Annotated in this window: 25 protein-coding genes; 6 read left to right on the top strand and 19 right to left on the bottom strand. The window is 41.0% G+C overall.

The genetic code is table 11. From position 1 onward, the window contains the following. Positions 1-3: 3 nt before the first annotated feature. From acpS to glgC, 8 genes are all read right to left on the bottom strand, one after another. Entirely contained in the window at positions 4-387 is a 384-nt protein-coding gene (gene acpS, locus ACO05V_RS08365) for a holo-ACP synthase (protein ID WP_421849587.1), read from the bottom strand. Positions 388-414: 27 nt separating this feature from the next. Then, the gene (gene recO, locus ACO05V_RS08360) at positions 415-1,152 is read right to left on the bottom strand and encodes a DNA repair protein RecO (protein WP_421849584.1); all 738 of its coding nucleotides are present in this window, start codon (positions 1,150-1,152) and stop codon (positions 415-417) included. 5 nt (positions 1,153-1,157) lie between these two features. Then, positions 1,158-2,060, bottom strand: coding sequence for a GTPase Era (era, locus tag ACO05V_RS08355; RefSeq protein ID WP_169459435.1), 903 nt, complete (start codon positions 2,058-2,060; stop codon positions 1,158-1,160). Further along, positions 2,053-2,736 (bottom strand): ribonuclease III, encoded by a 684-nt coding sequence (rnc, locus tag ACO05V_RS08350; protein ID WP_421849581.1) that lies wholly within the window; start codon positions 2,734-2,736, stop codon positions 2,053-2,055. The genes era and rnc overlap by 8 nt, the downstream gene beginning before the upstream one ends. An 18-nt stretch (positions 2,737-2,754) precedes the next feature. After that, positions 2,755-3,579, bottom strand: a complete 825-nt coding sequence (gene lepB / locus ACO05V_RS08345; protein ID WP_421849578.1) for a signal peptidase I — start codon at positions 3,577-3,579, stop codon at positions 2,755-2,757. Positions 3,580-3,629: 50 nt separating this feature from the next. After that, positions 3,630-5,435, bottom strand: a complete 1,806-nt coding sequence (gene lepA, locus ACO05V_RS08340) for a translation elongation factor 4 (protein WP_421849575.1) — start codon at positions 5,433-5,435, stop codon at positions 3,630-3,632. Between the two features lie 246 nt (positions 5,436-5,681). Next, positions 5,682-6,314 (bottom strand): riboflavin synthase subunit alpha, encoded by a 633-nt coding sequence (locus tag ACO05V_RS08335; protein ID WP_421849572.1) that lies wholly within the window; start codon positions 6,312-6,314, stop codon positions 5,682-5,684. Between the two features lie 375 nt (positions 6,315-6,689). After that, positions 6,690-7,943: a glucose-1-phosphate adenylyltransferase gene (gene glgC / locus ACO05V_RS08330; RefSeq protein WP_421849569.1), complete on the bottom strand. Its 1,254-nt coding sequence runs from the start codon at positions 7,941-7,943 to the stop codon at positions 6,690-6,692. 93 nt (positions 7,944-8,036) lie between these two features. Here glgC and glgA point away from each other — a divergent pair, with 93 nt between their 5' ends. Next, positions 8,037-9,473: a glycogen synthase GlgA gene (gene glgA / locus ACO05V_RS08325; protein ID WP_421849566.1), complete on the top strand. Its 1,437-nt coding sequence runs from the start codon at positions 8,037-8,039 to the stop codon at positions 9,471-9,473. Positions 9,474-9,550: 77 nt separating this feature from the next. Here the strand turns inward: glgA and ACO05V_RS08320 are convergent, their stop codons facing one another. Next, positions 9,551-10,381, bottom strand: a complete 831-nt coding sequence (locus tag ACO05V_RS08320; protein ID WP_421849563.1) for a substrate-binding periplasmic protein — start codon at positions 10,379-10,381, stop codon at positions 9,551-9,553. Between the two features lie 281 nt (positions 10,382-10,662). After that, complete coding sequence (locus ACO05V_RS08315; protein WP_421849560.1) at positions 10,663-12,879, bottom strand: transglycosylase domain-containing protein; 2,217 nt, start codon at positions 12,877-12,879, stop codon at positions 10,663-10,665. 370 nt (positions 12,880-13,249) lie between these two features. On the opposite strand from ACO05V_RS08315, the gene ACO05V_RS08310 reads away from it, so the two are divergent. Further along, complete coding sequence (locus tag ACO05V_RS08310) at positions 13,250-13,579, top strand: Rieske (2Fe-2S) protein (RefSeq protein ID WP_421849557.1); 330 nt, start codon at positions 13,250-13,252, stop codon at positions 13,577-13,579. A 286-nt stretch (positions 13,580-13,865) separates the two neighbouring features. Here ACO05V_RS08310 and ACO05V_RS08305 read toward each other — a convergent pair whose 3' ends face one another. Then, positions 13,866-14,318, bottom strand: coding sequence for a DUF2798 domain-containing protein (locus ACO05V_RS08305; protein ID WP_421849554.1), 453 nt, complete (start codon positions 14,316-14,318; stop codon positions 13,866-13,868). A gap of 100 nt (positions 14,319-14,418) precedes the next feature. Here ACO05V_RS08305 and ACO05V_RS08300 point away from each other — a divergent pair, with 100 nt between their 5' ends. Continuing rightward, positions 14,419-14,871: a MarR family winged helix-turn-helix transcriptional regulator gene (locus ACO05V_RS08300; protein ID WP_421849550.1), complete on the top strand. Its 453-nt coding sequence runs from the start codon at positions 14,419-14,421 to the stop codon at positions 14,869-14,871. Between the two features lie 24 nt (positions 14,872-14,895). Here ACO05V_RS08300 and ACO05V_RS08295 read toward each other — a convergent pair whose 3' ends face one another. Together ACO05V_RS08295 and ACO05V_RS08290 are read right to left on the bottom strand one after the other, a co-directional pair. Continuing rightward, on the bottom strand, positions 14,896-15,534 hold the full coding sequence (locus ACO05V_RS08295) for an HD domain-containing protein (RefSeq protein WP_421849547.1): 639 nt from the start codon (positions 15,532-15,534) through the stop codon (positions 14,896-14,898). A gap of 132 nt (positions 15,535-15,666) precedes the next feature. Continuing rightward, positions 15,667-16,284, bottom strand: a complete 618-nt coding sequence (locus tag ACO05V_RS08290; RefSeq protein WP_421849544.1) for an OmpW family outer membrane protein — start codon at positions 16,282-16,284, stop codon at positions 15,667-15,669. 317 nt (positions 16,285-16,601) lie between these two features. Here ACO05V_RS08290 and ACO05V_RS08285 point away from each other — a divergent pair, with 317 nt between their 5' ends. Then, a complete protein-coding gene (locus tag ACO05V_RS08285; RefSeq protein WP_421849541.1) occupies positions 16,602-17,477 on the top strand; it encodes a carboxylate/amino acid/amine transporter in 876 nt (291 codons plus the stop codon). 66 nt (positions 17,478-17,543) lie between these two features. Here the strand turns inward: ACO05V_RS08285 and ACO05V_RS08280 are convergent, their stop codons facing one another. The 6 genes from ACO05V_RS08280 to ACO05V_RS08255 all read right to left on the bottom strand — a co-directional run bounded on the left by ACO05V_RS08280 (position 17,544) and on the right by ACO05V_RS08255 (position 22,541). Next, positions 17,544-18,272 (bottom strand): DUF2057 family protein, encoded by a 729-nt coding sequence (locus ACO05V_RS08280; RefSeq protein WP_421849539.1) that lies wholly within the window; start codon positions 18,270-18,272, stop codon positions 17,544-17,546. Positions 18,273-18,502: 230 nt separating this feature from the next. Continuing rightward, positions 18,503-18,787 carry a GNAT family N-acetyltransferase gene (locus ACO05V_RS08275; protein ID WP_421849536.1) on the bottom strand — a complete coding sequence of 95 codons (285 nt, stop codon included), beginning with the start codon at positions 18,785-18,787 and terminating at the stop codon, positions 18,503-18,505. 51 nt (positions 18,788-18,838) lie between these two features. Continuing rightward, a complete protein-coding gene (locus tag ACO05V_RS08270; RefSeq protein ID WP_421849533.1) occupies positions 18,839-19,321 on the bottom strand; it encodes an MgtC/SapB family protein in 483 nt (160 codons plus the stop codon). A gap of 148 nt (positions 19,322-19,469) precedes the next feature. Beyond that, positions 19,470-20,888 carry an esterase-like activity of phytase family protein gene (locus ACO05V_RS08265; RefSeq protein WP_421849529.1) on the bottom strand — a complete coding sequence of 473 codons (1,419 nt, stop codon included), beginning with the start codon at positions 20,886-20,888 and terminating at the stop codon, positions 19,470-19,472. 319 nt (positions 20,889-21,207) lie between these two features. Next, complete coding sequence (locus ACO05V_RS08260) at positions 21,208-22,233, bottom strand: hypothetical protein (RefSeq protein WP_421849526.1); 1,026 nt, start codon at positions 22,231-22,233, stop codon at positions 21,208-21,210. 68 nt (positions 22,234-22,301) lie between these two features. Beyond that, complete coding sequence (locus ACO05V_RS08255) at positions 22,302-22,541, bottom strand: hypothetical protein (protein WP_421849523.1); 240 nt, start codon at positions 22,539-22,541, stop codon at positions 22,302-22,304. A 553-nt stretch (positions 22,542-23,094) separates the two neighbouring features. On the opposite strand from ACO05V_RS08255, the gene ACO05V_RS08250 reads away from it, so the two are divergent. Then, complete coding sequence (locus ACO05V_RS08250) at positions 23,095-23,430, top strand: hypothetical protein (RefSeq protein ID WP_421849520.1); 336 nt, start codon at positions 23,095-23,097, stop codon at positions 23,428-23,430. An 81-nt stretch (positions 23,431-23,511) separates the two neighbouring features. Then, a complete protein-coding gene (locus ACO05V_RS08245) occupies positions 23,512-24,078 on the top strand; it encodes a LemA family protein (RefSeq protein WP_421849517.1) in 567 nt (188 codons plus the stop codon). Positions 24,079-24,086 lie beyond the last annotated feature (8 nt).

Below are 24,086 nucleotides of genomic sequence, written 5' to 3'. Positions count from 1 at the left end.
CAGCTATTTAGACTCAAGTATTACAAAAGCCTGAGCATAGGCTTTTTCATCGGTTAAACTTAGATGCCAGGATACAGGGAAGTCATAACGAGCAATGATACTATCATCGACCGTGAGAATTGGCTGACCAGAAGCTAGGTTACTAACAGTAAAATGCTGAAAGCTGACACCTGAACCGATCCCCGTTCCTAACGCCTTAACCGCTGCTTCTTTCGCCGCAAAACGCTTCGCAACATAAGCATTAGATTTCTCTAGATTACTAATTTGTAGCCAGCGCTCTTTCTCATCGACCGTTAATATCCTATCGATGAATCGCTCACCCAAACGCTCAATTGACTGAGCAATACGAGCAATTTCGACTAAATCCGTTCCAACTCCGATAATCAAACACTCACCTCTTTATTAAACCAACTTTCACAACGCACGAAAAATAGGCACACCTAAATGTCGTTCCCCTTGAAAAGGTTGCTTCGGTAACAAGCGCCTAGAGACAACGGGCTTGCCATTCAACAAACTATCCAACCAATTACGGTGTAACTCTTTGGCAAGACTCAACACCTGCTTATCCATCCACTTGCCTGCATGGTAATTAAGCGCCACTTGTCCTTCGACAAACAACATAGGCATTTGCTTGGGTATCTCACCATAATAAGGTCGCAGACCGAATTTATAATGAAACTGATAAAGCTGACGTGCCTCAAGCAGCTCACCACGACCGGTTGATACCATATTAATACCGACACCTAACTCCGAAAAGAGCCCGACTTCAAAACGCCTTAACAAAGGCGCAATCGGAGCACCTGAATACAAACTTTCAATCAACCATTTATACAGTTCAAAAACGTCAGGCAAAGGAAGGTTAATCGGTAACAGCTTTTCAAGCAGCTCATGCACATAGAGCGCCGCGTACAAAGGCAAACCCTCTAAAGAAGACGCTGACGCTATCGACTCCAAACTTTTCACTGTTTTTAAATCACTGCGGCCAGAGAACTCCATTTCATAACACAAAAAAGGCCCAGGTATGACCCGAGCCTCTTTTTTTGGTAATCGCCACACTCCGCGTATCAAACCTTGCTCGAGCGTTAACATATCAAGCAAGATTTTACTGTCTTGAAAAGGGCGAGTATGGATCACATACGCAGAAACGCGCATCGGAATTATTCTTCCTGATAGCCTAAACTAGCTAACGCACGCTCATCATCAGACCAACCAGAACGTATTTTGATCCAGAGATTCAACATCACTTTATGCTGAAATAAATTCTCCATATCAATACGTGCTTCTTTACCGATAAGCTTAATTTTATCGCCACGTTCACCGATAATAATGCGTTTTTGGCCATTTCGCTCGACCAAAATTAACGCACTAATATGAATAGCAGATTCTTCGTAAACAAACTCCTCGATCTGTACAGCCACTTCATAAGGCACTTCTTGGCCAAGCTGACGAGTAATTTTCTCACGCACTATTTCCGCAGCCAAAAAACGTGAACTACGGTTAGTAATCTGATCTTCAGGATAAAACTGCGTACCTTCTGGAATATAGCTTTCTACCAAGCGCTCCAAACGATCCAAGTTGTTATTACGCAACGCTGAAATAGGCACGATCTGAGCAAAATTCATACGATCAGATAAATTAGCCAAACGCGGTAAAAGATCTTCTTTCTGATCCAATTGATCCACTTTGTTCACTACCAAGATAACTGGGCAGCGCGCATGCTTAACCTTCTGAAGAACAGACTCATCTTCCTCAGTCCATCGATCTGCATCAATAACAAACAACACCACATCCACATCTTTCAATGCCGCAGCGGCCGTTTTATTCATAATACGGTTAATGGCTTTTGTTTCACCTAGATGCAAACCTGGTGTATCAACATAAATAGCCTGAACGTGACCTTCGGTTTTAACACCAAGAATTTGATCACGTGTTGTCTGTGGTTTACGTGAAGTAATCGATAATTTTTGCCCCAAGATGTGATTAAGCAAAGTCGACTTACCCACGTTTGGGCGCCCAACAATGGCAATATAACCACAGTGCGTAACTTCAACTTCAGACATCTTTCTTTTCCAATTTTTTCAATGCTTTCGCAGCAGCATTTTGCTCTGCAATTCGGCGGCTATTACCCTTACCTTCAATGAACTCTTCACAAAGCTCAATATGACAATGCACATAAAACGTTTGATCATGAGGGTCACCTACAATATTAACCACATCATATTGAGGTAACGCATGCTTTCGCGCTTGTAAAAATTCTTGTAGACGGGTTTTAGCGTCTTTAGTGACAATCTTTAACGATGTCGCATCCAAGCGCTCTTTATACCATTCCAAGATATGCTGGCGACAAACATCCATGCCGGCATCTAGATACATGGCGCCGATTATGCCTTCTACGGTATCGGCCAAAATCGAGTCGCGTCTAAAACCACCACTTTTCAATTCCCCAGCGCCTAATTTAAGGTAGTCACCTAACTCAAACTCTCGGGCCAACTCGGCCAAAGTATCGCCTTTAACTAATGAGGCTCTCAAGCGGCTTAATTCGCCTTCTTTGGCTTTTGGAAAACGGTGAAAAAGATCTTCCGCAATCACGTAGTTAAGAATCGAGTCACCCAAAAACTCAAGGCGCTCATTATTTTTGCCACCAAAACTACGGTGCGTTAGCGCCAGTTCAAGCAGTCCAAGGTCAGCAAAAAAATACCCAATTCGCCGACTCAGCTTCTGATACGATGAACTCAAAATGTCTCCAAAAAATACTTATTCAATCAAACCGTTATTTTTAAAGCTTGGGATACTGAAAAATTTATCCCAATGCAGCCATACATAAAAGGCACGACCTTTCATATTTTCATCTGGGACAAAACCCCAAAATCGGCTATCAGCGCTATTGTCTCGATTATCTCCCATCACAAAGTAATGACCTGCTGGAACAGTCCATTCACCTTCATGGGGAGTAAATCGGTAACTATTATAAATATCGTGCTGTACACCACCTAAGTTTTCACTGAACAAGTCAACAGGCTCTTGATCTGGATTCAATGAGATTGGTAACTTAGCTAAAAACTCTTTGCTCACTTGCTGACCATTAACCGTCAGAACTTTATTATGATAACTCACTTGATCGCCAGGAAGACCAACTAAGCGCTTAATGTAGTTTAGACTAGGATCAAGAGGATATTTAAAAACAACTACATCACCGCGTTTCGGCTCAGTAGTAGGAATAATAGTCGTATTTAGAACCGGCAAACGAAGACCATAGTCAAATTTGTTCACCAGAATAAAATCGCCTATTTTTAATGTAGGCAACATAGAACCGGATGGAATCTGGAACGGCTCAACAACAAAAGATCGCAAACCAAAGATAACGGCAATAATAATGAAGTACGACTTTACCTCTACAACAAATTTAGGGGTTTCGGCCAATCGCTGCTCAGCGTCTTTGCTTAAAACTGCTCGCGTTTCGGTTGCCATATTTGCCAACACTACTTTGCGCTTAGGTAAATATATAATGCGATCGTAAACCCAGAAGATACCTGTCACTAAAAACGCAATGGCCAGTATCAATTCGAAATCAAAACCCATAGTTCATTTCTCCACCAAGGTGTGCATTGGCACACCTGTTGATTATCTGGCTAGCTATCCAGTTGTAAAACCGCAAGGAAAGCAGATTGTGGCACTTCAACGTTACCAACCTGCTTCATACGTTTTTTACCGTCTTTCTGCTTCTGTAACAATTTCTTCTTACGACTCACGTCGCCACCGTAACACTTGGCAATTACGTTTTTACGCAATGCTTTGACTGTTGTACGTGAAATCACTTTCGCGCCAACTGCACCCTGAATCGCCACATCAAACATTTGACGAGGAATCAAGTCTTTCATTTTCTCGCACAATGCTCGGCCTTTAAACTGCACATTATCTTTGTGCATAATCAGCGCCAATGCGTCAACACGCTCGCCATTAATCAAAATATCCAAACGACACAACGGTGCTGGGCTAAAGTGAGAAAAGCTGTAATCCAGAGAGGCAAAACCACGACTACAAGACTTCAGTTTATCGAAGAAATCCATTACCACTTCGTTCATTGGCAATTCGTAACGTAATTGCACTTGTCGACCAACGTATAACATGTCCTTTTGAACACCGCGTTTTTCAACACACAATGTAATAACGTTACCTAAATATTCCTGTGGCACCAATATATTGGCTTCCACAATAGGTTCACGCATTTCTTTAATGGTCCCTGGATCAGGCATTTTTGACGGACTGTCTACATTGATAACATCGCCGTTATTGAGCTCAACTTCAAACACCACTGTTGGTGCTGTAGAGATCAAATCAAGGTCATATTCTCGCTCTAAACGTTCTTGGATGATCTCCATATGCAGCATACCCAAGAAGCCACAACGGAAACCAAAACCCAACGCATCTGAGCTTTCTGGCTCAAAAAATAATGACGCGTCATTCAATGTCAGTTTATTCAAGGCGACACGGAAATCTTCATAATCATCAGAGCTTACTGGGAACAAACCCGCATAAACTTGTGGTTTAACTTTTTTGAAACCCGCTAACTGAGCAACATCAGGCGTCGAAGCATGAGTAATGGTGTCACCCACTGGTGCACCATGAATGTCTTTAATACCCGCAACAACAAAGCCCACTTCGCCCGCTTTTAACACGCCAGTTTCTTTGCGTTTTGGTGTAAAAATACCAGCCATATCAACAGGGTGAGACTGCTTGGTAGATTTAATATAAATCTTGTCTTTCTTACGCAAAGTACCTTGTTTGATACGAACAAGAGAAACCACACCTAAGTAATTATCAAACCAAGAGTCAATAATAAGGGCTTGAAGCGGCGCATCAACATCACCTTCTGGTGGTGGAATAGTCGCCACTAAACGCTCTAGAACCTCATCAACGCCCATGCCTGTTTTTGCAGAACAGGTCACAGCATTCATAGCGTCGATACCAATGATCTCTTCAATCTCAGCACAAACACGTTCTGGTTCAGCCTGAGGCAAGTCGATTTTGTTCAATACCGGCATAACTTCGAGACCTTGCTCGATAGCGGTATAGCAGTTAGCAACAGATTGAGCTTCAACACCTTGCGCAGCATCAACCACCAGCAATGCACCTTCACAGGCAGCAAGTGAGCGCGATACTTCGTAAGAGAAATCCACGTGTCCAGGTGTGTCGATAAAGTTCAATTGATAAACTTGACCATCTTTCGCATGGTAATCAAGCGTTACACTTTGCGCCTTGATGGTAATGCCTCGTTCACGCTCGATGTCCATAGAGTCGAGAACCTGAGCTGACATTTCACGCTCGCTCAAACCTTCACAAGTCTGAATGAAGCGATCAGCTAAGGTCGATTTTCCGTGGTCGATGTGGGCGATAATACTAAAATTGCGTATGTGCTTAAGATTATTGGAAGACACTATTTACTCACACTTTAAAAGCGATGTTTGAATGACTACCTGTTGGTAAATACGTTACATATGCACATTTTTTAATCTAAATAATGCATTAGTCAGCTAACATCATCATGTCAGCCCAGTGAAAAACTTATCAACAAGTATTCAGGATAGAAATTGGCGAGCATTCTACCGAAATTCGAGCTAGGACTCCATTTATTTCATAGATCAAACAAGATAGAGTCTCAGCAACTAACGTAAAATTTACCTTTACGGTAAGACAATGCCTCGCTCTTTTAAAATACGTTCAACGGTATCGACTGTTGCCTGTGTATGAGCATCTATTTCAAGGTTCACCTTATCGCCAACCGACAAACTACCAAACGTCGTCAGCCTAAGTGTTTCTGGAATCAAAGAAACTTCCAACCAATCATTACCAATATCACTGATCGTCAAACTTGCGCCGTTCAAACCGACATAGCCTTTATTGAATAAATAGCGTCTGGCGTCTACCTCATCTTGGCGATCCGTCGTAAAACGAATATGAACACTTTCTTCAATTTTTTCGATGCGTGATACAGTCACGGACGTCATTATGTGACCAGACATAACATGACCACCAATCTCGTCGCCCATTTTTGCCGCGCGCTCAAAATTAACCACATCACCAGTCTGCAATAAACCAATGTTAGTTAACGCCAAAGTGGTATCAATAACATCAAACGTCAGTACGTCATGGCCAATTTCTGCGACCGTAAGACAAACACCATTGATCGCTACACTGGCACCCAGTTGCTGACTCAACATAACCCCAGCAGGAAAGACAATATCAAGACGCTTATTTCGTCCGACTTGAGTCGTGGCCTGAACTGTTGCTTTACCTTGAACAATACCCGTAAACATAAAACATCCTCATTTTCAGGTGAAAATATAAACACATCAGCCAAACAAAGCTCACTAGATCAAAGATCTGCAGAAGAAATGAACACCCATGACCAAAGCGGCACACTGACTGGTTTTGCGTAAGTTATCAAAGATTCACCAATAGGGTTATCCACAGGTTACGTGGATAACCGACATCCAATCCAATAACTAAAAATCCAAACCCTACTAATGCGCCCAATTTATTGTTTTTCAAGCACAAGCAGAACAATAGTTAAATAAAAACCAACTACCCACGAAATAAAATACGTTGTTTAAACTTAATTTAGACATAAAAAAAAACCGCTTGTCGAAGCGGTTTTTCGTCCCATAAAACAGAACTCAATAGCCCAAAAACTAGTCAGCTAATGCTTCTATCATGCCCTGTGTTACCAAAGTAATACCATCCGAATTTCGATAAAAACGCGCTGCATCCGCAACCGCATCCTCACCAATAATAGTCCCTTCAGGGATACAACAATCAGAGTCAACTACCACTTTATGTAGTCGGCAATGTCGTCCGATATCACAACGAGGCAATATGACCGATTTATTCACATGGGAATATGAGTTCACTCTAACGTTATTAAACAAGATGGATTGCTCAACCGTTGAACCAGAAACAATACAACCCGCGGACACAACAGAATTTAGCGCAGTACCAATACGTTCTTCGTAATTATAGTTAAACTTAGCCGCTGGTCGCTGATATTGAGCCGTGCGAATCGGCCACTCTTCATCATATAAATCTAACTCAGGTACCAAACGAGTCAGGTCCATATTGGCTTCCCAATAGGCCGTCAACGTCCCTACATCACGCCAATAAGGCTCATCAGGATAGCTCTTGTTATCTATGACACTGTTCGCAAAATGATGCGCTTTAATTTTACTGCGACCAACAAATAAGGGGATCAAATCCTTACCGAAATCATGGCTCGATGCGTCATCACTGGCATCTGAACGCAAGTTATCAGACAAGAATTTAGTGTTAAAAATATAAATCCCCATACTCGCAAGCGATACATCTGGTTTGCCAGGCATGGTTGGTGGGGTCGAAGGCTTTTCTTCAAATGCAATAATATTGTCGTTTTCATCCACATGCATAATGCCGAATTGATCGGCTTCTTTCAACGGCACTTCTATACAAGCCACCGTAACATCGGCACCGCTTTCGATATGGTCTTGCAGCATGAGACTGTAATCTTGCTTGTAAACATGGTCACCAGCAAGAATCAAAATATACTCACTTTCTAGACCATCGATCATGGTCAAGTTTTGATAAACCGCATCTGCTGTACCACGATACCAATCGCTGCCAGTCTGTTGCTGAGCTGGCCATAACTCGATGAATTCATTGAAGTCTGAACGCAGAAAGTTCCAGCCCCTTTGAACATGTTGATTTAAAGTATGAGAACGATATTGAGTCAGGACTGCAATACGACGCATACCTGAATTAATGCAGTTAGATAGCGGAAAATCTATAATTTTGTACTTACCGGCAATAGGCACGGCAGGTTTTGAACGATTATCTGTTAATTGTTTTAATCTTGAACCACGTCCACCGGCTAAAATAATGGACAGAGTTTTCATGCGCGCCGTATTTAAATCCATGTAATGCCCTTAAAATTTTTATCAACACACGCTATTCGAAGTTTCATTTAGGTATACTCTTATCATTATTCCAAATCAATAAGATGCCTATTAATGAAAATACTATTTGCTGCCTCCGAAATTTATCCCTTAATCAAAACAGGTGGATTAGCCGATGTAGCTGGCGCCCTTCCCGTTGCTTTGAGAAAAAAAGGCCACGATGTCAAACTGATCATGCCCGCATACCAAGGCATATTAGAAAAGGTAGCGCCAATTCAAAAGAGTATCAACCTAGGAAATCCATTTGGGGTTGGAGATTTGTTACTTCTTGAAACTCATATCCCCGAAAACGATACCCCAATTTGGCTATTACAATGCCAAGCTCTTTATGAACGTGAAGACGGGCCTTACGTCGATAGAAACGGTCTAGACTTCGAAGATAATCATATACGCTTTGCTGCGCTATCATGGGCTGCCGCTACATTAGCGCTTCATGGACACCTTATGAATTGGCAAGCAGACATTCTGCATTTGAATGATTGGCAAACCGGCTTTGCCGCTGCTTACCTTGAAAGCTGGAAAACAGCACATATCCCTGTTGTCACGACCGTACACAATTTACGTTATAACGGTAGTTTTGACATGAATCAATTTTCAGCCATGCATTTATCACCAGAATTACTCAGTATGCACGGCATGGAGTTTTATGGCCGATTCTCTGGTCTTAAAGCGGGTTTAGTCTACGCAAATGCGATCACCACAGTCAGCGCTACTTATGCCCAAGAAATTCTCACACCAGAATATGGAGACGGACTAGATGGCACCCTAAGAGCAATGCAAAACAAGTTAGTCGGTATTTTAAATGGTGTTGACTACGACCAATGGTCGCCAGAGAAAGACGCACTAATTCCACGTAATTACGGTATTGACACACTCAGTCAAAAACAGTCTAACAAGCTGGCTTTATTACAAGAAAATAGCCTGTCAGAAGATCTTAACCAGCCAGTCTTTGGTGTTGTTAGTCGACTAACAGAACAAAAAGGACTAGATCTTGTGTTACAAGTTATGCCAGCTCTATTAGAAAAAGGTGCTCGACTAGTCGTACTTGGCTCAGGCGATAAATATTTAGAAAGCCAATATTTGGAACTTCAAAACAATTATCCAAACCAAGTCTCTGTGCGTATTGGATACTTTGAAGATTATTCTCATCGCCTTCAAGCAGGCATCGACGCCCTACTCATTCCATCACGCTTTGAGCCTTGTGGTTTAACACAACTCTATGCGCTCAAATACGGAACCTTACCTATAGTAAGACAAACAGGCGGTTTAGCGGATACTGTGTTTGAGGAAGGTGAAAAAGCAAACGGTTTTGTTTTCAAAGAAGCCTCAACAGAAGCTTTGCAAGCAGCAATGGAACGCAGTATTGAATGTTTCCATGATACTAATCGTTGGCAAGAAAAACAGAAAAATGCAATGAATTATGATTACAGCTGGGAAGCAGTTACAGATCAATGGATCAGTCTATATGAATCTTTAATCCATCAAAAATAATCACTAAAAAGCAAAACAAAGGGAATAAGGGTAACATCAGCTCATTTCCCTTTGGACATTTTTTAAAGTGCAAGTCGTTATTTTAAAGCGACACCTTTTCGGCTTCGGGCCTCCCACTCCTGCACACCATCAAGTACAGCCTGTTCTGTAAAACCTTCTTGCTTCATTTCCTGTAAAGCAACCGCAATTTTGTACTTAACACTATTAATATTACAAGGCGACTTCTTAGACATAGTCAAATACAAACCTTCACTACTGATATAAGGCAATACAGGAACGATGGCATCGGACAAGCGAAGCATAGTTGCATAGGCATACGCTGGATTTTTTTCATATAAGACATAATCAACACGATCCGCAGCCAACATACGTAATGCTTGTAACAAACTGGCGACGGTTAATATATTCAAATTATGTTGAGCGTATTGATCAAACTCCTGACCAAAACTGTTATTAATAACGGTTACTCCCCACTTCCCAACTAGGTCTTCTTTCTTACTAAATGGGAACTGTTTATCTTTTCGCTGCCAAACGACGCTGTTCGTATGAAGCATCACTGGTGTGAAGTAATCCATGTAGTCAGCACGCTCATTAGTAAAAAAAGCACCCGCCATAAGATCGACACGACCATTTTTTACTTCGCCTTGGGCTCGTGACCAAGGACCAACATGGATAAGCTCAATTGGGATATTAATACGACGACTTAATTCATCAATAATAAGGCGATTAACGCCACGTAGTTCAGTGGACGTTGATGTCTCTCGCCACAAAAAAGGAGGATATTCAGAATTACCGGATGCAGTAAGAGACTCACAAGACAAAGACTGCTCTTCTGCTGCCAAAGTAGTACTGATATTAAAAAAAGTCACCGCTAATAAACAGCAAACTATGTGTGTGTGTAGCCTCATACAGCGCCACTCCCTTACAAGTAAAATTCAAACGATAAGCGAAGCTTTTTTCTTTTGCATACTCAAGGTGGTGTTATTTCTAAGAAGTATTTTACCTACTCCTTTTCTCGACAGTTTCTCCTCAACTGCCTTAATATCCAACTTCCATAAAGGCACCAATAACCTTTTACAACAATAACTTAAACATTTAAAAAAAGCGTTTTTTATCTTTTAGCAATCTAAGAGGCTATATAAGAACTAAGTAATTATCAATCTTCTTTTCTAATTTCATATATATGAATCTAGAAAGGCCAAAAACATGCGGTGCTCTCTTTTGGTTCAGTACCTAAAATAAACGCAAGCGAGGCCTTGTCTTTACAGCGGTCTGCTGCAATTTCAAATTTAGCGTCTAAGACATTGTAACGAGCTGCTCCATTAGGCAAGGTATTGGGCAAAGATCTAGGATTAACGTTTCTGGTGAAATCCACCCAAACCTTCATTGCACCACTGCTGCCAGTAATACTTAAAGGCACATTATCATCATCACCAAGCCATACCGTTGAAGAATAATCGCCGGTAATACCAACAAACCAGCTGTCTTTCTGTTGATTCGTTGTCCCCGTTTTCGCGGCAAAATTTAGATCAGGAAAGGCCGCTTGAGCCGCTCGAGCTGTGCCTATTTGGGGTGTTTTTGTCATACCATCCAAGGTCACAGCAAGCAAGGCATCGGTAAAAGGTACATCATTGTGTTGATCAAATCGCTTCATCAGCTGATCTTTTTGGTCCATCACCGCAAGCACGACACCCAATTCACTACTCTTTCCTTGAGAAGCTATGGGTTGATATAAACGAGACACTTCAAAGGGAGATAATTCTAATGCCCCCAACGCCATCGCAGGATGCATAGTAAAAGGACGTTTCACGCCTAACTGCCGCAGGGTGTCACCGACTCGATCAAAGCCAATTTGATTGGCCAAAGAGACGGTTGCTAAGTTATAAGATTTGGCCATGGCTTCATAAAGATGTACAACACCATGAGTCTGTCTGTCGTAGTTTTCAGGTTCCCAAACCTGACCGCCCACATTAAAGCGTAACTTTTTATCTTCGATTTCGGTCCACCAAGTGTAGCGCCCCGTCGCCAACGCCGATAAATACAGCGGTGGTTTCACCAATGAGCCGATCGGCCTAACCGCCCCTAACGCTCGGTTAAAACCAGTATAATTCTGGCCACTAGAGCCAACCACAGCACGTACTTGCCCCGTCAATCTATCGGTAACAACCATAGCGCCTTGCAAGCCTTTTAGTTTCGGGTCTCGCCTTTCCAACGTAGCAACTTGGCGCTGCATCGCTAAACTTGCTGCTCGCTGTGCGCGTATATCGACACCAGTGTAAATACGTAAATTTTTCGTCGCTAAAGTGGTCTCGTCAAAATCTCGCGACAATTGCATTGCAACCAGATCTAGATAGTCGCCAAACACAGAGCGTTGTTTTTTCTTATCAGCAAGTCGGATAGGTTGCTTTATGAGACTGTTATAATCTGCATCAGATAAGCGACCTTGATTTTTTAATATCGCCAATACTGTATTACGACGACCTTTTGCACGGTTTGGAGAGCGCTCAGGATTATATAGAGATGGACCTTTAACCATGCCAACCAACAAAGCAAACTCATCAATATTTAGTTCATTAAGTGGACGACCAAAGAAATGCTGACTCGCTGCGGCAAAGCCATGTAGGGCACTGCTGCCTAGCTGAGCTAAATACACTTCATTCATATAGGCTGTGATAATGGCCTCTTTTGAATAATGATATTCAAGCAACAAGCTCATGACGACTTCTGTTAACTTGCGCGTGTAAGTTCGCTCAGAGCTCAAATACATATTCTTCACAAGCTGTTGAGTTAACGTAGAGCCGCCTTGACGTCGAGAGCCATGTGTTAGATTAATCAGCGCCGCTCGAGCAATACCAGTCGGAGAAATGCCCCAATGCTGATAAAAGTCTTGATCCTCTACAGCAATCAAAATATCGATCAGAGGTTTAGGAATATCATCGTAGGCTAAAATTTGACGGCTTTCCGTATTACCACCATACAAGAAACCAATACGCTGCGGCTCAATTCGTGCCTCGTCTATTTCATCGCCGTTCAATGCTTGAATCACTAAACGACCATCTTGGAACGAAAAGATGCGCCTTTCGCTTTCATGAAACCCCAAATGGTCAACATAGGAACGTAAATGTGCGCTGACTTTTGTTCGACTGCGTGCAGCCCAGCCAACATTCTGACTGTTTCGACCAAATCGATAGCCGGTTTCTTCCAATAAGTTTTCGAGGTCTTGTTTTTTCCAAGGCGCCCCTCGCGATAAAATAATAGGTGCGCTATACACTTCTGAAGGCACTTGCCACTTCTGCCCTTCAAATCGACTAACAACCTGTCCGTTTAACCACCACACCCAGCCAGCAAAAGGAATACTGCCGACTAGACTAATAATGAGTCCCCATTTAAAGCAGAAACGAAACATCCTCTTCAACAAGGAAGATCTAGGTGTTTTTTTCTTTCGAGTTGGGGGCTTACGTGAAGATTTCGCCAGAGTTTTTTTAGTCATAGCGAGCGATTATAAGTAGCTTACGGAGCTCAAGCAACGATCAAAAAACAACTAACTCAATTCTTGCATATTGACTCAATCATCATAGCACTTTAGAGTCTGCGCTCACGGAAAGTTTATTTAACTGACATTTTGTTGAACTTTATTCACTCAGTCAGCGTTAGAATTGAAAGAAAACACCACTAGAATGTGATATTTTTTGTTATCACTCTAGTTCGCATGATTATGGAAAGCGTCAATTCTATTGAAGTAAACAACATTCATTATAAAAAAGTGCGGTAATCACGTGTTTAATAAATACCTTATACCTAATGCGCAAAACCTTCCTGAAGGAAAAGCATTAAATATCAAAATAGAAAAAAATAACTTCTTAGTCACCAAGCATAAGGGGCAAATTCTTGCTTATGAGAACCTATGTCCTCATCAAAAAAAGCAACTTAACTTATCTTCTGATTCGGCGCTCGATGAAGAAGGCGATTACTTAAAATGCCACCATCACGGCGCCCTATTTTCTCCATTAGACGGCACGTGTATTACTGGCCCGTGCCAGGGTAGCCACCTTAAAAAAGCGACGGTTGGCATAGAGCAGGGCAACTGTTACTTGCTATTTGCCTAGCTAAAAAACCTCACCGAATAAAAAAAAGGCGTTTTTAGTGGCTAACAAGACGTCTTATCAGATTGGCTTAGCGTCTATATCACTTTATGGTTTTCTTTTGGCACGGCTTAAATTAGTAACAACGAACAGCATTCATTCGACTGTTGCAGCAAACCTTTACCAATAAAAAGCAACCCCATCATTGCCTGCCCGACCATAGTTTAAAACTAAAAAGGACAACTTTGATAACTCAAATTAAGCAGGCAGTGCCCTTTACATCCTAAACAGCTGAAAACGTTCAGCAGAATTATGCAGCCTTAGCCCAGAAAGCGGCTAGTTTGGGCTTAATAACAAGAGACATCAACACAGAAATAACCAATCCGGCCGGTAGCGCTGAAACAAATGTGACAAGCCAAAAATCCACAAACTCTTTCAGTACCATAAAGCCATGTATATTGACGGTTGTAACAATGGCCATGATAGATTCCATGACTACCGCCATGACAAGCCCAAAACAAATGTTTTGTTTTAGTGGCGACAAGTTATGAAGAACAGAATTAACAAATCGATGAACTAAAAATGCAATCACACCACCAATAGGAGCAATACATAAAACACACAAAGCAAAAGACGTTAGCCAGGTGAGCATAAAGTTATCGGAGAACCCAATATTTTTCCAAGTCATTAAGAAGGTTAAAAATCCACCAAAAACAATAACTAGACTAGCAATAACAGCAATTTTTTGAACAATTTTTGACATAGATCTTCTCTCAGTGAATGATAAGGCTAAAACAATAAACTATATTGACAAAGTCAACTATATTAAATTAAGTTGACTTTATCAACAACTGGAAATCGTCATGCATAATTATGAATCTGAACTGCAATCACTCTTTATCAATACTATTGGCGGTTTAAAAAACTCAATGAAAGACACTATGAAAGAAATAGGTCTACCGCTTTCCCCGCTGTACTTCATGGTGCTAAAACAAATTCATGACATAGAGAACTGCACAGCGCATCACCTTGCTGAATCAACAGAAAGGGACAAAGGTCAAATCACTCGGTTAGTACATGAAGTGATGAACCATGGATATGTGATAAAAACGCCCAACCCGAATGACAAACGCAGCCAGTTTCTTCAACTAACGGATAAAGGTTTAGAGTGTTACCAGCAATTGGCCAGTGCTGACCATGCGATTTTGACAAAAATGCGGACAGATATTAGTGATGAGGAACTGAAAAAATTCTTGGAAATTGGACAGAAAATGCTGACTAATTTGAACAGAATCAACCACAAACCGGGAACATGAATACAGCAAATACAGCAGTTTGCGTTAGATTTCTAACGATAACTGCTCCAAAAAAACACGCATTACAGCTTCTCGCCTCTTCCCTTCCAACTGAGCAGAAACTGTATGTAAACTGTTGGCGATGCGGAATAATTTATTATAAAAATGATCGACTGAGTACAGAGAATCGTCGGGCTGTCGATTTTCACAAAATGGATCCTCTGACGCATACAAAACACGATTAAGTGCGCCACTGACTTGCATGCATCGAGCAATCCCCACGGCGCCCAATGCATCTAAGCGATCTGCGTCTTGAAGGATTTTGGCTTCTAGGCTATTGGGTGAAATATTGGCACTAAAGCTATGCGCGCAAATAGCATGATGAATCGCATCGTAATAATGACTTGGATAGTTAATTGAAGACAGGAACTCTACGGCTTTATCACCTGCCATGGACGAAGCCAAATAACGCTCAGGATGATTTTTAGGTAACGACACACAATCATGTAACCAAGCGGCTGGCACAACAACGGCTAAATCAGCCTTCTCTTCTCGTACTAATTGCTTTGCCACTTTTACGACACGAAAAATATGATTCATATCATGAGCCGCATCGACATAACCTTGAGTCTGTAAAAAAGTCCGGCAGCAAGATTCAAACTCAGAGATAAAAGTTAAGGACATCATTTTTCCAGAGTAATTTTAAATGGGAAAGCCTACCCTAATCCGATGAAATAGCACAATAAAAAAGGCTTTGATTCAACATCAAAGCCTTCGTTTTTCCTAACCCACTCTTTACCAGAAGGTATAACCAAACTAGAAGGTATAACCAACACTGGCCATAAAGGTAATAGGATCAAGATCCGTGTTAAAGCTCTGGCTCTCGCCCTCAACATGAACATCGGTATTAATATCCATGTACCAAAGTGACGCATTTGCAAACCAGTTTTCAGCAAAGTTCACGTCAACACCCACTTGGGCCGCCAAGCCAAAAGAGTTATCAAGATCCACATCTTTACCAGCAAGTTTTCCTTCGCTTTTCTCATCAAAGAAAACAGTGTAATTCAAGCCAGCACCAACATAAGGACGAACTTGGCTATTAGCCTGGCCAAAATAATATTGTGCCATTACTGAAGGTGGTAAATGCGATACTTCAGCAATATCTCCCAAACCTTTAGTAGATACGGTATGAGTGAAAGGTGTCGCTGCTAATAACTCAACCCCAAACTGATCCGTCAACATGTATGACAAGGTCAGACCAATCTGCGTATTATTATCAACCTCAAATTCACCCGTCCCCGACACATTATCACTGCTTTCATTTGGCATTACGGTCGCAAGACCGCCACGAACAAAAATATCGCCCGCGTTATGAGCCAACGCCACAGATGAACAAAGTGCAGAAACAAGAGCAACAGGAAGTAAAGCTTTCATAATCGATTCCTTTTTTAGGTCAAACAATATGTCTGTGACAAAAAAGGTAACAGGATGAGAGATTAAATTATTAACCTAGATCAAGGTTTGACACTTGTTCAAAGAGCAATATAGGTGGTATACGGGTTAGATCAATAAAAGGCCAATTACTCAAATTAAATCGCTTTTCATTCAATATTGCAGATAAAAAGGATATCAATAAAAATTGACGGTATTTATCACAGTAGTAAACCTAACAAAATATGAAAGTAAACTAATTTACCAAAGCTCAATTAATCGGTAAACTTTGCGAAAATTTTCATTTGGAATTAATAGCCATGCCAATACTTATTGCCGTCACTGTACTTTGGGCTTTTTCATTTAGCTTGATTGGGGTTTATCTAGCCGGTCAAGTGGATGCTTGGTTTTCAGTATTAATGCGAGTAGCTCTCGCAACCATGGTCTTTTTACCCTTTTTAAAGCTCCGCCAAATTGAAGCTAAAATAGCTTTCAAATTAATGGTTTGCGGGGCATTACAACTGGGTATTATGTACTGCTTTTATTACCAATCCTTCTTATACCTATCGGTTCCTGAAGTTCTACTATTTACCGTAATGACGCCTCTGTATGTCACGCTTATCAATGACATGCTAGACCGTCGTCTTAATGTAGGCTTTGCCATCAGCGCAATCTTAGCCATTCTTGGTGCCGTTGCCATACGCTACCAAGGAATCGATGAAGGTTTTATTAAGGGCTTACTGATAGTACAAGGTGCAAATATTTGCTTTGCCTCCGGTCAAGTTGGTTACAAACGCGTTATTGCCAAAGAGCGCCCAGACCTACCTCAAAGAACTGTCTTCGGTTGGTTTTTTATCGGCGCTTTAGCCGTGGTTGTTCCATGCTACATGATATTCGGAAATCTTGAAAAGTTACCAACCACCACACTTCAGTGGTCTATTCTGGTGTATCTAGGCATTGTCGCGTCGGGTTTGGGCTATTTCGCGTGGAACAAAGGCGCAACCATGGTAAACATCGGCACTTTAGCTGTTGCCAACAACCTACTAATTCCTGCCGGTATTATTGTTAACGTGGTTTTCTGGAACCGAGATGCCGACATTATACGTCTAGCTATTGGTGGTGGGATTATATTATTGGCACTTTTAGTAAACGATAAGTTCAATCAAAAGCACACCAAAGCACAAGCGATAACTTAGTCAAAGTGAAATAGATCAAAAAAAAACGCCCAATTTGAATTGGGCGTTTTTTTTGCTACATAACCATTATTCAACGAGCCAAGCTTGAAAACTTTTCTTCGCTTCTTTATCTGCTTTCTTGAACCAAAATTGAAACATTTCCAACTGAATGTTAGCCACTGTCGGTTTATACATATCATCCGCGATCCAGATCCGAGCATCTTTGCGAGTCGCTTCATCCGATCGGTTATACCAAAACTGCATCATTTCTAATGCAACGTCTTCTGTCATTAGAATAGGGGCAGGGACTGGGCTTGAGCCTGAGGAAACATTACTCAGTGTGTTTTTCGCTGTTAAACGCTCAATTTCTGTTACGTAATCACGAGTGTTCTGAAGGCCAGATTTAGTCGCCAGATTTTGTTTTTTGTAATCAACATCTTGACCGTTTACATCATCATAAATGGTAAATTGTGGGTCTTTCGCATTGCTCTCAGCTTGTTTTTTCGTTGAAATATAAGGCGCTTTCAACGTTAAGTAAGCGTTCTTTTCGAATTGTAAATCCAGCACAATTGGCTCAGATTGAAAATTCTCAGTATCGCCGCCACTGCGTAGCAATTTATTGAAACGCACAACGATCTGATGCTGTCCCTCATCAATATCGACTTTGAAGTCATTGCCAAACTGACTAGCACTTTCAAGATCAACATACATAATTTCAAAAGATCTTGGCACTTCAAAGGTTGCAGCCATTGCTGGCGCAGTAGCCAAAGCAGTCAGCAAAGCACCAAATACCACAACTGAATTTTTTATTCTCATCGAACTTTCCTTTAAACACTTAACAAAATAGCCCATGAATTTAGCACAATGCATCGATTTATTAGTGCGTTATGCGAGTGTAAAAAGTGACTTACTAGATTTTGTCTTTTTTCATTGAGAATCCGGCAACTTATTATAAATATTAGGCTGCCATTTCTGCATGAAAGTGACAGGGTTGTTCAGCGGTGTATACCCAAACTTTTCATACAGACCATGAGCGTCACGTGTTGCTAATAAAATTCGGCGCAAACCCTGTAATGATGGGTGATCATGAACTTCTTGCATAAGCCATTTTGATAACCCTTGCCACGGTGTGCTTCATAAATAAACACATCTGCTAAATAGACAAAGGTTGCTTGATCGGCGATCATTCGAGCGAAACCAACTTGCTTTCCTTCAATCGAAAAAAAGCCAAAGCACAACGAGTTATCCAGCGTTTTTTTAAACGTTTCTTTAGGAATACCTTCTGCCCAATAAGTTTTTGCAATATAAGCATGAATGGCATAAAAATCCATTTCCTCACGAAGATTACTAACTCGATAACCTAGCCCTCACCTCTCCTCAATTTATTCATCTCTTTTACGCCAACGGCTGTATTTGGAATGCACGCCACGAGTCAAGTTCGACGAGTATCCTTCAAGAATGTCCACACCATATAAAATAGCGACCACAATAACCGACAGCTTTATCGCCACATAAGAACCAATAATGGCAATGCACACTCCAATTGCAGCAAGTGTCCAGATCGTCGCAGCAGACGTAACGCCAATAACCGCACCGTCCTTAGACAACATAACACCAGCACCAAGAAAGCCAATACCCGTGATCACCTGTCCTATAATTCGTGATGGATCAGTCGTTTCAGCGGCGACAAACATAGACGAAGTAATAAACACATATGTTCCCAATACAATTAACGCCGACGTTCTGATTCCTACCGGCTTGCCTCTCAACTGACGCTCTAAGCCGACAATCACGCCACAAAAAATCGCCGTCGCAATTGAACTCCAACTAAAGGGAGCAATAACAAATAACGCTTCTAAATTCATACGATCTTGCTTAGGACAAACGCCATAATGGGAAGAATAAAAACCGTCTTATTAAGGTACTCAATTTTTGACATTAGTACAGTTAAATAAAAAGGAATGCTCTTTGGCATCCCTTTGTTTAAAACATTTTTTAAACCGCTAAAATCGATTAATTTCCCATCAAATCTGCTTTAATAATGTAAAGTCGATTCGAGTCAACAGTGTTTTTATCAAGGTGTTTTTGTTCCAATTTGCCTTTGGTCGACCAAGTAGCGAAATCATCATCATTCAGCACGCCAAGATGATGTTCATCAATCACCCACAAACCTTCCATTTTGTCATGTGGGTAAGAAGCAGCTTTCACCATATCCACAACTAGCGTTTTACTTACTGGATTAATGCCTTTTACCGCTAACGCTTCCCAACCATTTTGGTTCACGAACTGCTCCAAAGTCAGCCCATCAACCATCAAACCATGACTTTTATCGCGCTTGATTGAACTGGACTCAGCAACCGAAGAAAGCGAGGTTCCTGTTCTTAAATCAATACGATAAATATGTTTTTGTGCATTTGGCTTAGCTTTCGATTCGCCATCTGGGCCTCCGAAAAGAAAAGCGCCATCACGTTCGATAACCAAAAACGTATTTGCCGTTAACGTCGAAATTTCAGAATTGGAATTTTCAGATTTTTCTTGGCGATACAAATATTGCTCAGTTTGACCATTCGTTAAGTTAACCGTAACAATACGAGTCAAGGTGCCTTTTTGCGCGGCTTTATCTGGGTTCTGCATGGTTGACTGCATGATGCCCACTAAGGTGGTCTCATCTGGCGTGATCGCTAAACCTTCCATTCCTCGGTTGGCACGGCGATGCTGGAATACGGCCGGAAGATGGTAGACATCGCGAGCATCGTCTTTAAACGCATTAATACGGCCAATTTCAACACCGTTACTGTCGAAATGAACAATGTGTGGACCATATTCATCACTGACCCAGAAAGTCCCGTCTTTAAGTGCAACTAAACCTTCGCCATCCAAACCGTAATCGTCCAATTTAATCGGATTAGTTGTCTTGTCGTAAGGCTTATTGTCGTTCACTAAAACTGGTTTGCCATCCGCATGATAAGGCGTTTCACCGGTTCCACCTAAAGCAGAAGTATTTGGTAAACCAGAAATCAAACTGCCTTCTGGGCGTTTCAACAAAATGCTTTTTACCTTAGAAACTGAGCCATCTTCGGCTACTTCGAAAAGACCAATACGAGGAGTGTAAGAGGCAACAGGGAAACTTTTGCCCTTGCCGTAATCGCCACTATAGTTAGCATTTGGGCCACGGTCAGTTAGGGCATAAAACTGATTCGCTTGATTTGGATTTGCCGTCATTGCCGAGCCAAAACCACCATTACGAATTTCAAATGGCTGATTCGTTTTACCATCAATCAGATCATCACGTAACACAGAGTAAGGTAACTCACTACCTTGCATTGGAAAGCTCTCTGTAAAACTAGACGTCGGCGTTGTCATCGAGTTACTTGCACACCCCGACAAAACTCCAACAGAAACCAAACTCGCCAACCAAATTTTACTTGTCATTTTCCACCCCTTTGTGAAATGGCACATCAGTGCATTTTATAATTCTCACTTCAGGGTAAAGACTCGCCATGACGGTTTGATGAACAGACATAAAAAAGCCAGCTAGAGTAAACACCAGCTGGCTAGTTATATTAATCAACGAGTAACGAGCCTAGTGCCAATCTCACAGGAGAGCATACCAAAACCCCAATGTTAAAATCAGGTCCTCATCATACAAAACCACCCGCTCCACAGAAAAATTTATATGAAATACATCTTTCTTCGGTGTGTCATTCGCATCTTGATCTTGATAAGTGTTCATATCCACCGAGTCTATTAGCTATTTTTTCTTGTTGTGCTTTTTGGGTAACGGCTTAGGGACTTTAAAAATATCGATGATTTCACCTACACAATCTGTAACTTGGTTTTCAGCGTGTATTTCGTTGAGTTGGGCGACAAATTCTTCTTGTGTCATGTCACGCCAATATCTTGGGTTACGATTATGTTCTTTGTCGTAAGTAATGGTGGTGGGGTCATATTGACGGACCCCTTCTAACATCATGATATCGGGTAATGGCTGGCTAATATCCATATAACGCTGAATCATATTCCAAAAACGCAAATATTCTATAACCTTTTCATTAGGGCCTAATCTAACTGCTCCTAGCGGTACGCCAACAGAGTAGTTGTGGTAACGATGTATAAGAACTAACGAATAATTTAACAAACCCTGATGTGTTGGCGCGGACATGAGCACACAGTCAAACTCTATAAAAGGATGGGTAAAGTATGGTTTCCCTTTTTTGTATAAAGTCACCATGCCCGTGGTCCGGTCTAATTGGAAAACCCTTTGGATTTTTAGAAAAGGCGCCAAGTATTCGTGTCCTGATATGACCAATCTTAAATGGCCATAGACTAACAGACTCGGCAGAAGACCATATATAGTAAGACCCAGTATAAACCCATAAGTTTCACTATTAGATACGTTATCATCAAATATCCACATCAATACAGCCACAGTATAAGACAAGGGTAACATGTACAAAAGGCAAGCTTTTGAAAGAGTAGCTATAAAATTATACACCCGTCCCCAAAATACATACCCAGAATGCGTGAGTACTTTCTCATTCCAAAAGAGATCATTACCATCATCAAAGGCTTCATATTGCGCCATTTTTGAGGGCGATACATCATTTATCGCCAGTATACAGAGTGTATCTGTCGAATGAAAAAAATCAAACAGCTTGCCCTTAGTTATCATGCGTCGTAAAAAAACCTGCTCTCTACGGGGTTTTTGTGGTGGAAAATCCTGCGAATTATAGGCGGTGTCTTCATAATGGCTGATGGTTTTTGTATTATGACTCACGAAAAAAATATCCTTTATAGGAGCAATGACTGGAACAACAATCGGTTAGTTCTTTAGGAAAAGGACTATTAATGCCAATCGCAACGCTCACCTGTCCATTTGTGGACTTCTTCGGGCCACTTGTGTTTGAAAGGGGTTAGTAGAGCAAACCAATTAGGCATGAATAGCAGGAGCTTTGGCAAAGAAATAGCAAACATAAAAATAGCTTTCGCTTTACTCTCACCATGCTCCAAAGCATATTCATAATTAACGCCATGCTTTCTTGGCTCTTTATTCATTTCAATATAGATAGGATTATCACCCGTCATGTAACGACGAACGTATCTGATGGCCCATATCGTGCAGCATATTTAGCGCCACACGTTTTCTCCCTGTTAAATCTTTATTGGTCGCATGTTTCGGGGTTAGCCATAAGATCAATTGATAGGCATCTTGTGCACCTCGATAGCCTCCAAGCTGCTTAGCCACTACATCTCATCTTGACTACTGAGTTCAAAAAAATTTCACCTAAGAAAAAATATAGATTTAATAGAATATCTTGAATAATCATTGAATCGAAGCGCCATTTTTTTTACAACCAACGACATATCATTTTGGAGTTATACACTGAAATAATTAGTGAGAATTCACGAAAAACTGGAGCGAGAGAACAACAAAAAATACAGTCTTCTAGACCATGCCCTGCAGGTCTTTCAGAGAAATCAACATACAGCATTGCAACTCTTTAAAAGACATCCAGTATTCCTGCAGAGCCTTGCCAAGTCTAACAATTTCCCTGAAAAACTGAAACTCAGTAGACTTATGCGCACCTTCACGAGATAATGTCTTCAAAAGGACTTTCAAATCACAAAGGCTTATTATATGGAATTTATGAATTCTTTTTATAGATGGATTTTGCTTGGCATCCCTTCTCGTTATTTCTTAATTCAACTCGCTATTAGCGCCACTAGTTGCTTACTTATGCTTTTTCAAGGCGCTCATTGGGGCTATGAAGCTATAATTTTAATAGTAATAAATTCATTACTCTACCCTTACTCCATTTATTTTTATCACTCAGCAACCAATAACGATCGATCATTTTTTAAAAAACTGTTTGCTTTATGGCTATGTTGGAGTTTTGCATTCATCTTTGGCCCAATTGGTATCATAGTTCAATTTACAAAGTTTAAACGAGTTCCTAATGCCAAGGAATTTTAGAATCATAAGCTGAATTATATTTTTCAATTCACACCCTAACCTCCACCTTACATTTAGAACATGTGCATTTAGGAGCTACCAATGCTAACTTCCTTGATCATAATCTTAATTATCTCTGCCGTAGTAATCTGCCTCATTGGCATCTACAACTCACTAATCAGAAAAAAAAATGCAGCTAATACCGCAGAATCAAGCATTGATGTAATGCTTAAAAAACGTTTTGATCTTATTCCTAACTTGGTTTCCAGTGTTAAAACATACATGGATCACGAAAGTAAAACGCTAGTGCGCATTACTGAACTTCGCGCTCAAGGCACGTCCTCGGATTTATCCCAAAGTGAAAAAGTCTCGATTGATAAGCAACTCAGCCAAGAAATGACTAGCTTACGTCTATCTTTTGAGAATTACCCTGATCTAAAAGCAAGTGAAAACTTCGCAATGTTACAGCGCTCCTTAAATGAAGTTGAAGAGCAAATATCAGCTTCTCGTCGTACATTTAATGCCACTATTAATGATTTAAATAACGCGGTAGAAATGTTTCCTACAAACCTCTTTGCTAAGCGTATGGGATTAAAGACTCGTGAGCTGTTTGAAATTCCTGAAGTTGAGAAAATAACACCAAATGTGAGCTCACTTTTCAACAGTTAATTAGAGTT

The organism is Marinomonas sp., from assembly GCF_965225885.1.
Taxonomy (GTDB): domain Bacteria; phylum Pseudomonadota; class Gammaproteobacteria; order Pseudomonadales; family Marinomonadaceae; genus Marinomonas.
The sequence above is the reverse complement of the archived record's forward strand: the minus strand, read 5'-3'. Positions and strand labels throughout refer to the sequence as shown.

Excerpts from the sequence above, each read along its gene's own strand:
- recO (WP_421849584.1), bottom strand. The coding sequence starts at position 1,152 with ATGCGCGTTTCTGCGTATGTGATCCATACTCGCCCTTTTCAAGACAGT.
- era (WP_169459435.1), bottom strand. The coding sequence starts at position 2,060 with ATGTCTGAAGTTGAAGTTACGCACTGTGGTTATATTGCCATTGTTGGG.
- lepB (WP_421849578.1), bottom strand. The coding sequence starts at position 3,579 with ATGGGTTTTGATTTCGAATTGATACTGGCCATTGCGTTTTTAGTGACA.
- ACO05V_RS08335 (WP_421849572.1), bottom strand. The coding sequence starts at position 6,314 with ATGTTTACGGGTATTGTTCAAGGTAAAGCAACAGTTCAGGCCACGACT.
- glgC (WP_421849569.1), bottom strand. The coding sequence starts at position 7,943 with ATGGATTTAAATACGGCGCGCATGAAAACTCTGTCCATTATTTTAGCC.
- glgA (WP_421849566.1), top strand. The coding sequence starts at position 8,037 with ATGAAAATACTATTTGCTGCCTCCGAAATTTATCCCTTAATCAAAACA.
- ACO05V_RS08320 (WP_421849563.1), bottom strand. The coding sequence starts at position 10,381 with ATGAGGCTACACACACACATAGTTTGCTGTTTATTAGCGGTGACTTTT.
- ACO05V_RS08315 (WP_421849560.1), bottom strand. The coding sequence starts at position 12,879 with ATGTTTCGTTTCTGCTTTAAATGGGGACTCATTATTAGTCTAGTCGGC.
- ACO05V_RS08305 (WP_421849554.1), bottom strand. The coding sequence starts at position 14,318 with ATGTCAAAAATTGTTCAAAAAATTGCTGTTATTGCTAGTCTAGTTATT.
- ACO05V_RS08300 (WP_421849550.1), top strand. The coding sequence starts at position 14,419 with ATGCATAATTATGAATCTGAACTGCAATCACTCTTTATCAATACTATT.
- ACO05V_RS08295 (WP_421849547.1), bottom strand. The coding sequence starts at position 15,534 with ATGTCCTTAACTTTTATCTCTGAGTTTGAATCTTGCTGCCGGACTTTT.
- ACO05V_RS08290 (WP_421849544.1), bottom strand. The coding sequence starts at position 16,284 with ATGAAAGCTTTACTTCCTGTTGCTCTTGTTTCTGCACTTTGTTCATCT.
- ACO05V_RS08285 (WP_421849541.1), top strand. The coding sequence starts at position 16,602 with ATGCCAATACTTATTGCCGTCACTGTACTTTGGGCTTTTTCATTTAGC.
- ACO05V_RS08280 (WP_421849539.1), bottom strand. The coding sequence starts at position 18,272 with ATGAGAATAAAAAATTCAGTTGTGGTATTTGGTGCTTTGCTGACTGCT.
- ACO05V_RS08275 (WP_421849536.1), bottom strand. The coding sequence starts at position 18,787 with ATGGATTTTTATGCCATTCATGCTTATATTGCAAAAACTTATTGGGCA.
- ACO05V_RS08270 (WP_421849533.1), bottom strand. The coding sequence starts at position 19,321 with ATGAATTTAGAAGCGTTATTTGTTATTGCTCCCTTTAGTTGGAGTTCA.
- ACO05V_RS08265 (WP_421849529.1), bottom strand. The coding sequence starts at position 20,888 with ATGACAAGTAAAATTTGGTTGGCGAGTTTGGTTTCTGTTGGAGTTTTG.
- ACO05V_RS08255 (WP_421849523.1), bottom strand. The coding sequence starts at position 22,541 with ATGACGGGTGATAATCCTATCTATATTGAAATGAATAAAGAGCCAAGA.
- ACO05V_RS08250 (WP_421849520.1), top strand. The coding sequence starts at position 23,095 with ATGGAATTTATGAATTCTTTTTATAGATGGATTTTGCTTGGCATCCCT.
- ACO05V_RS08245 (WP_421849517.1), top strand. The coding sequence starts at position 23,512 with ATGCTAACTTCCTTGATCATAATCTTAATTATCTCTGCCGTAGTAATC.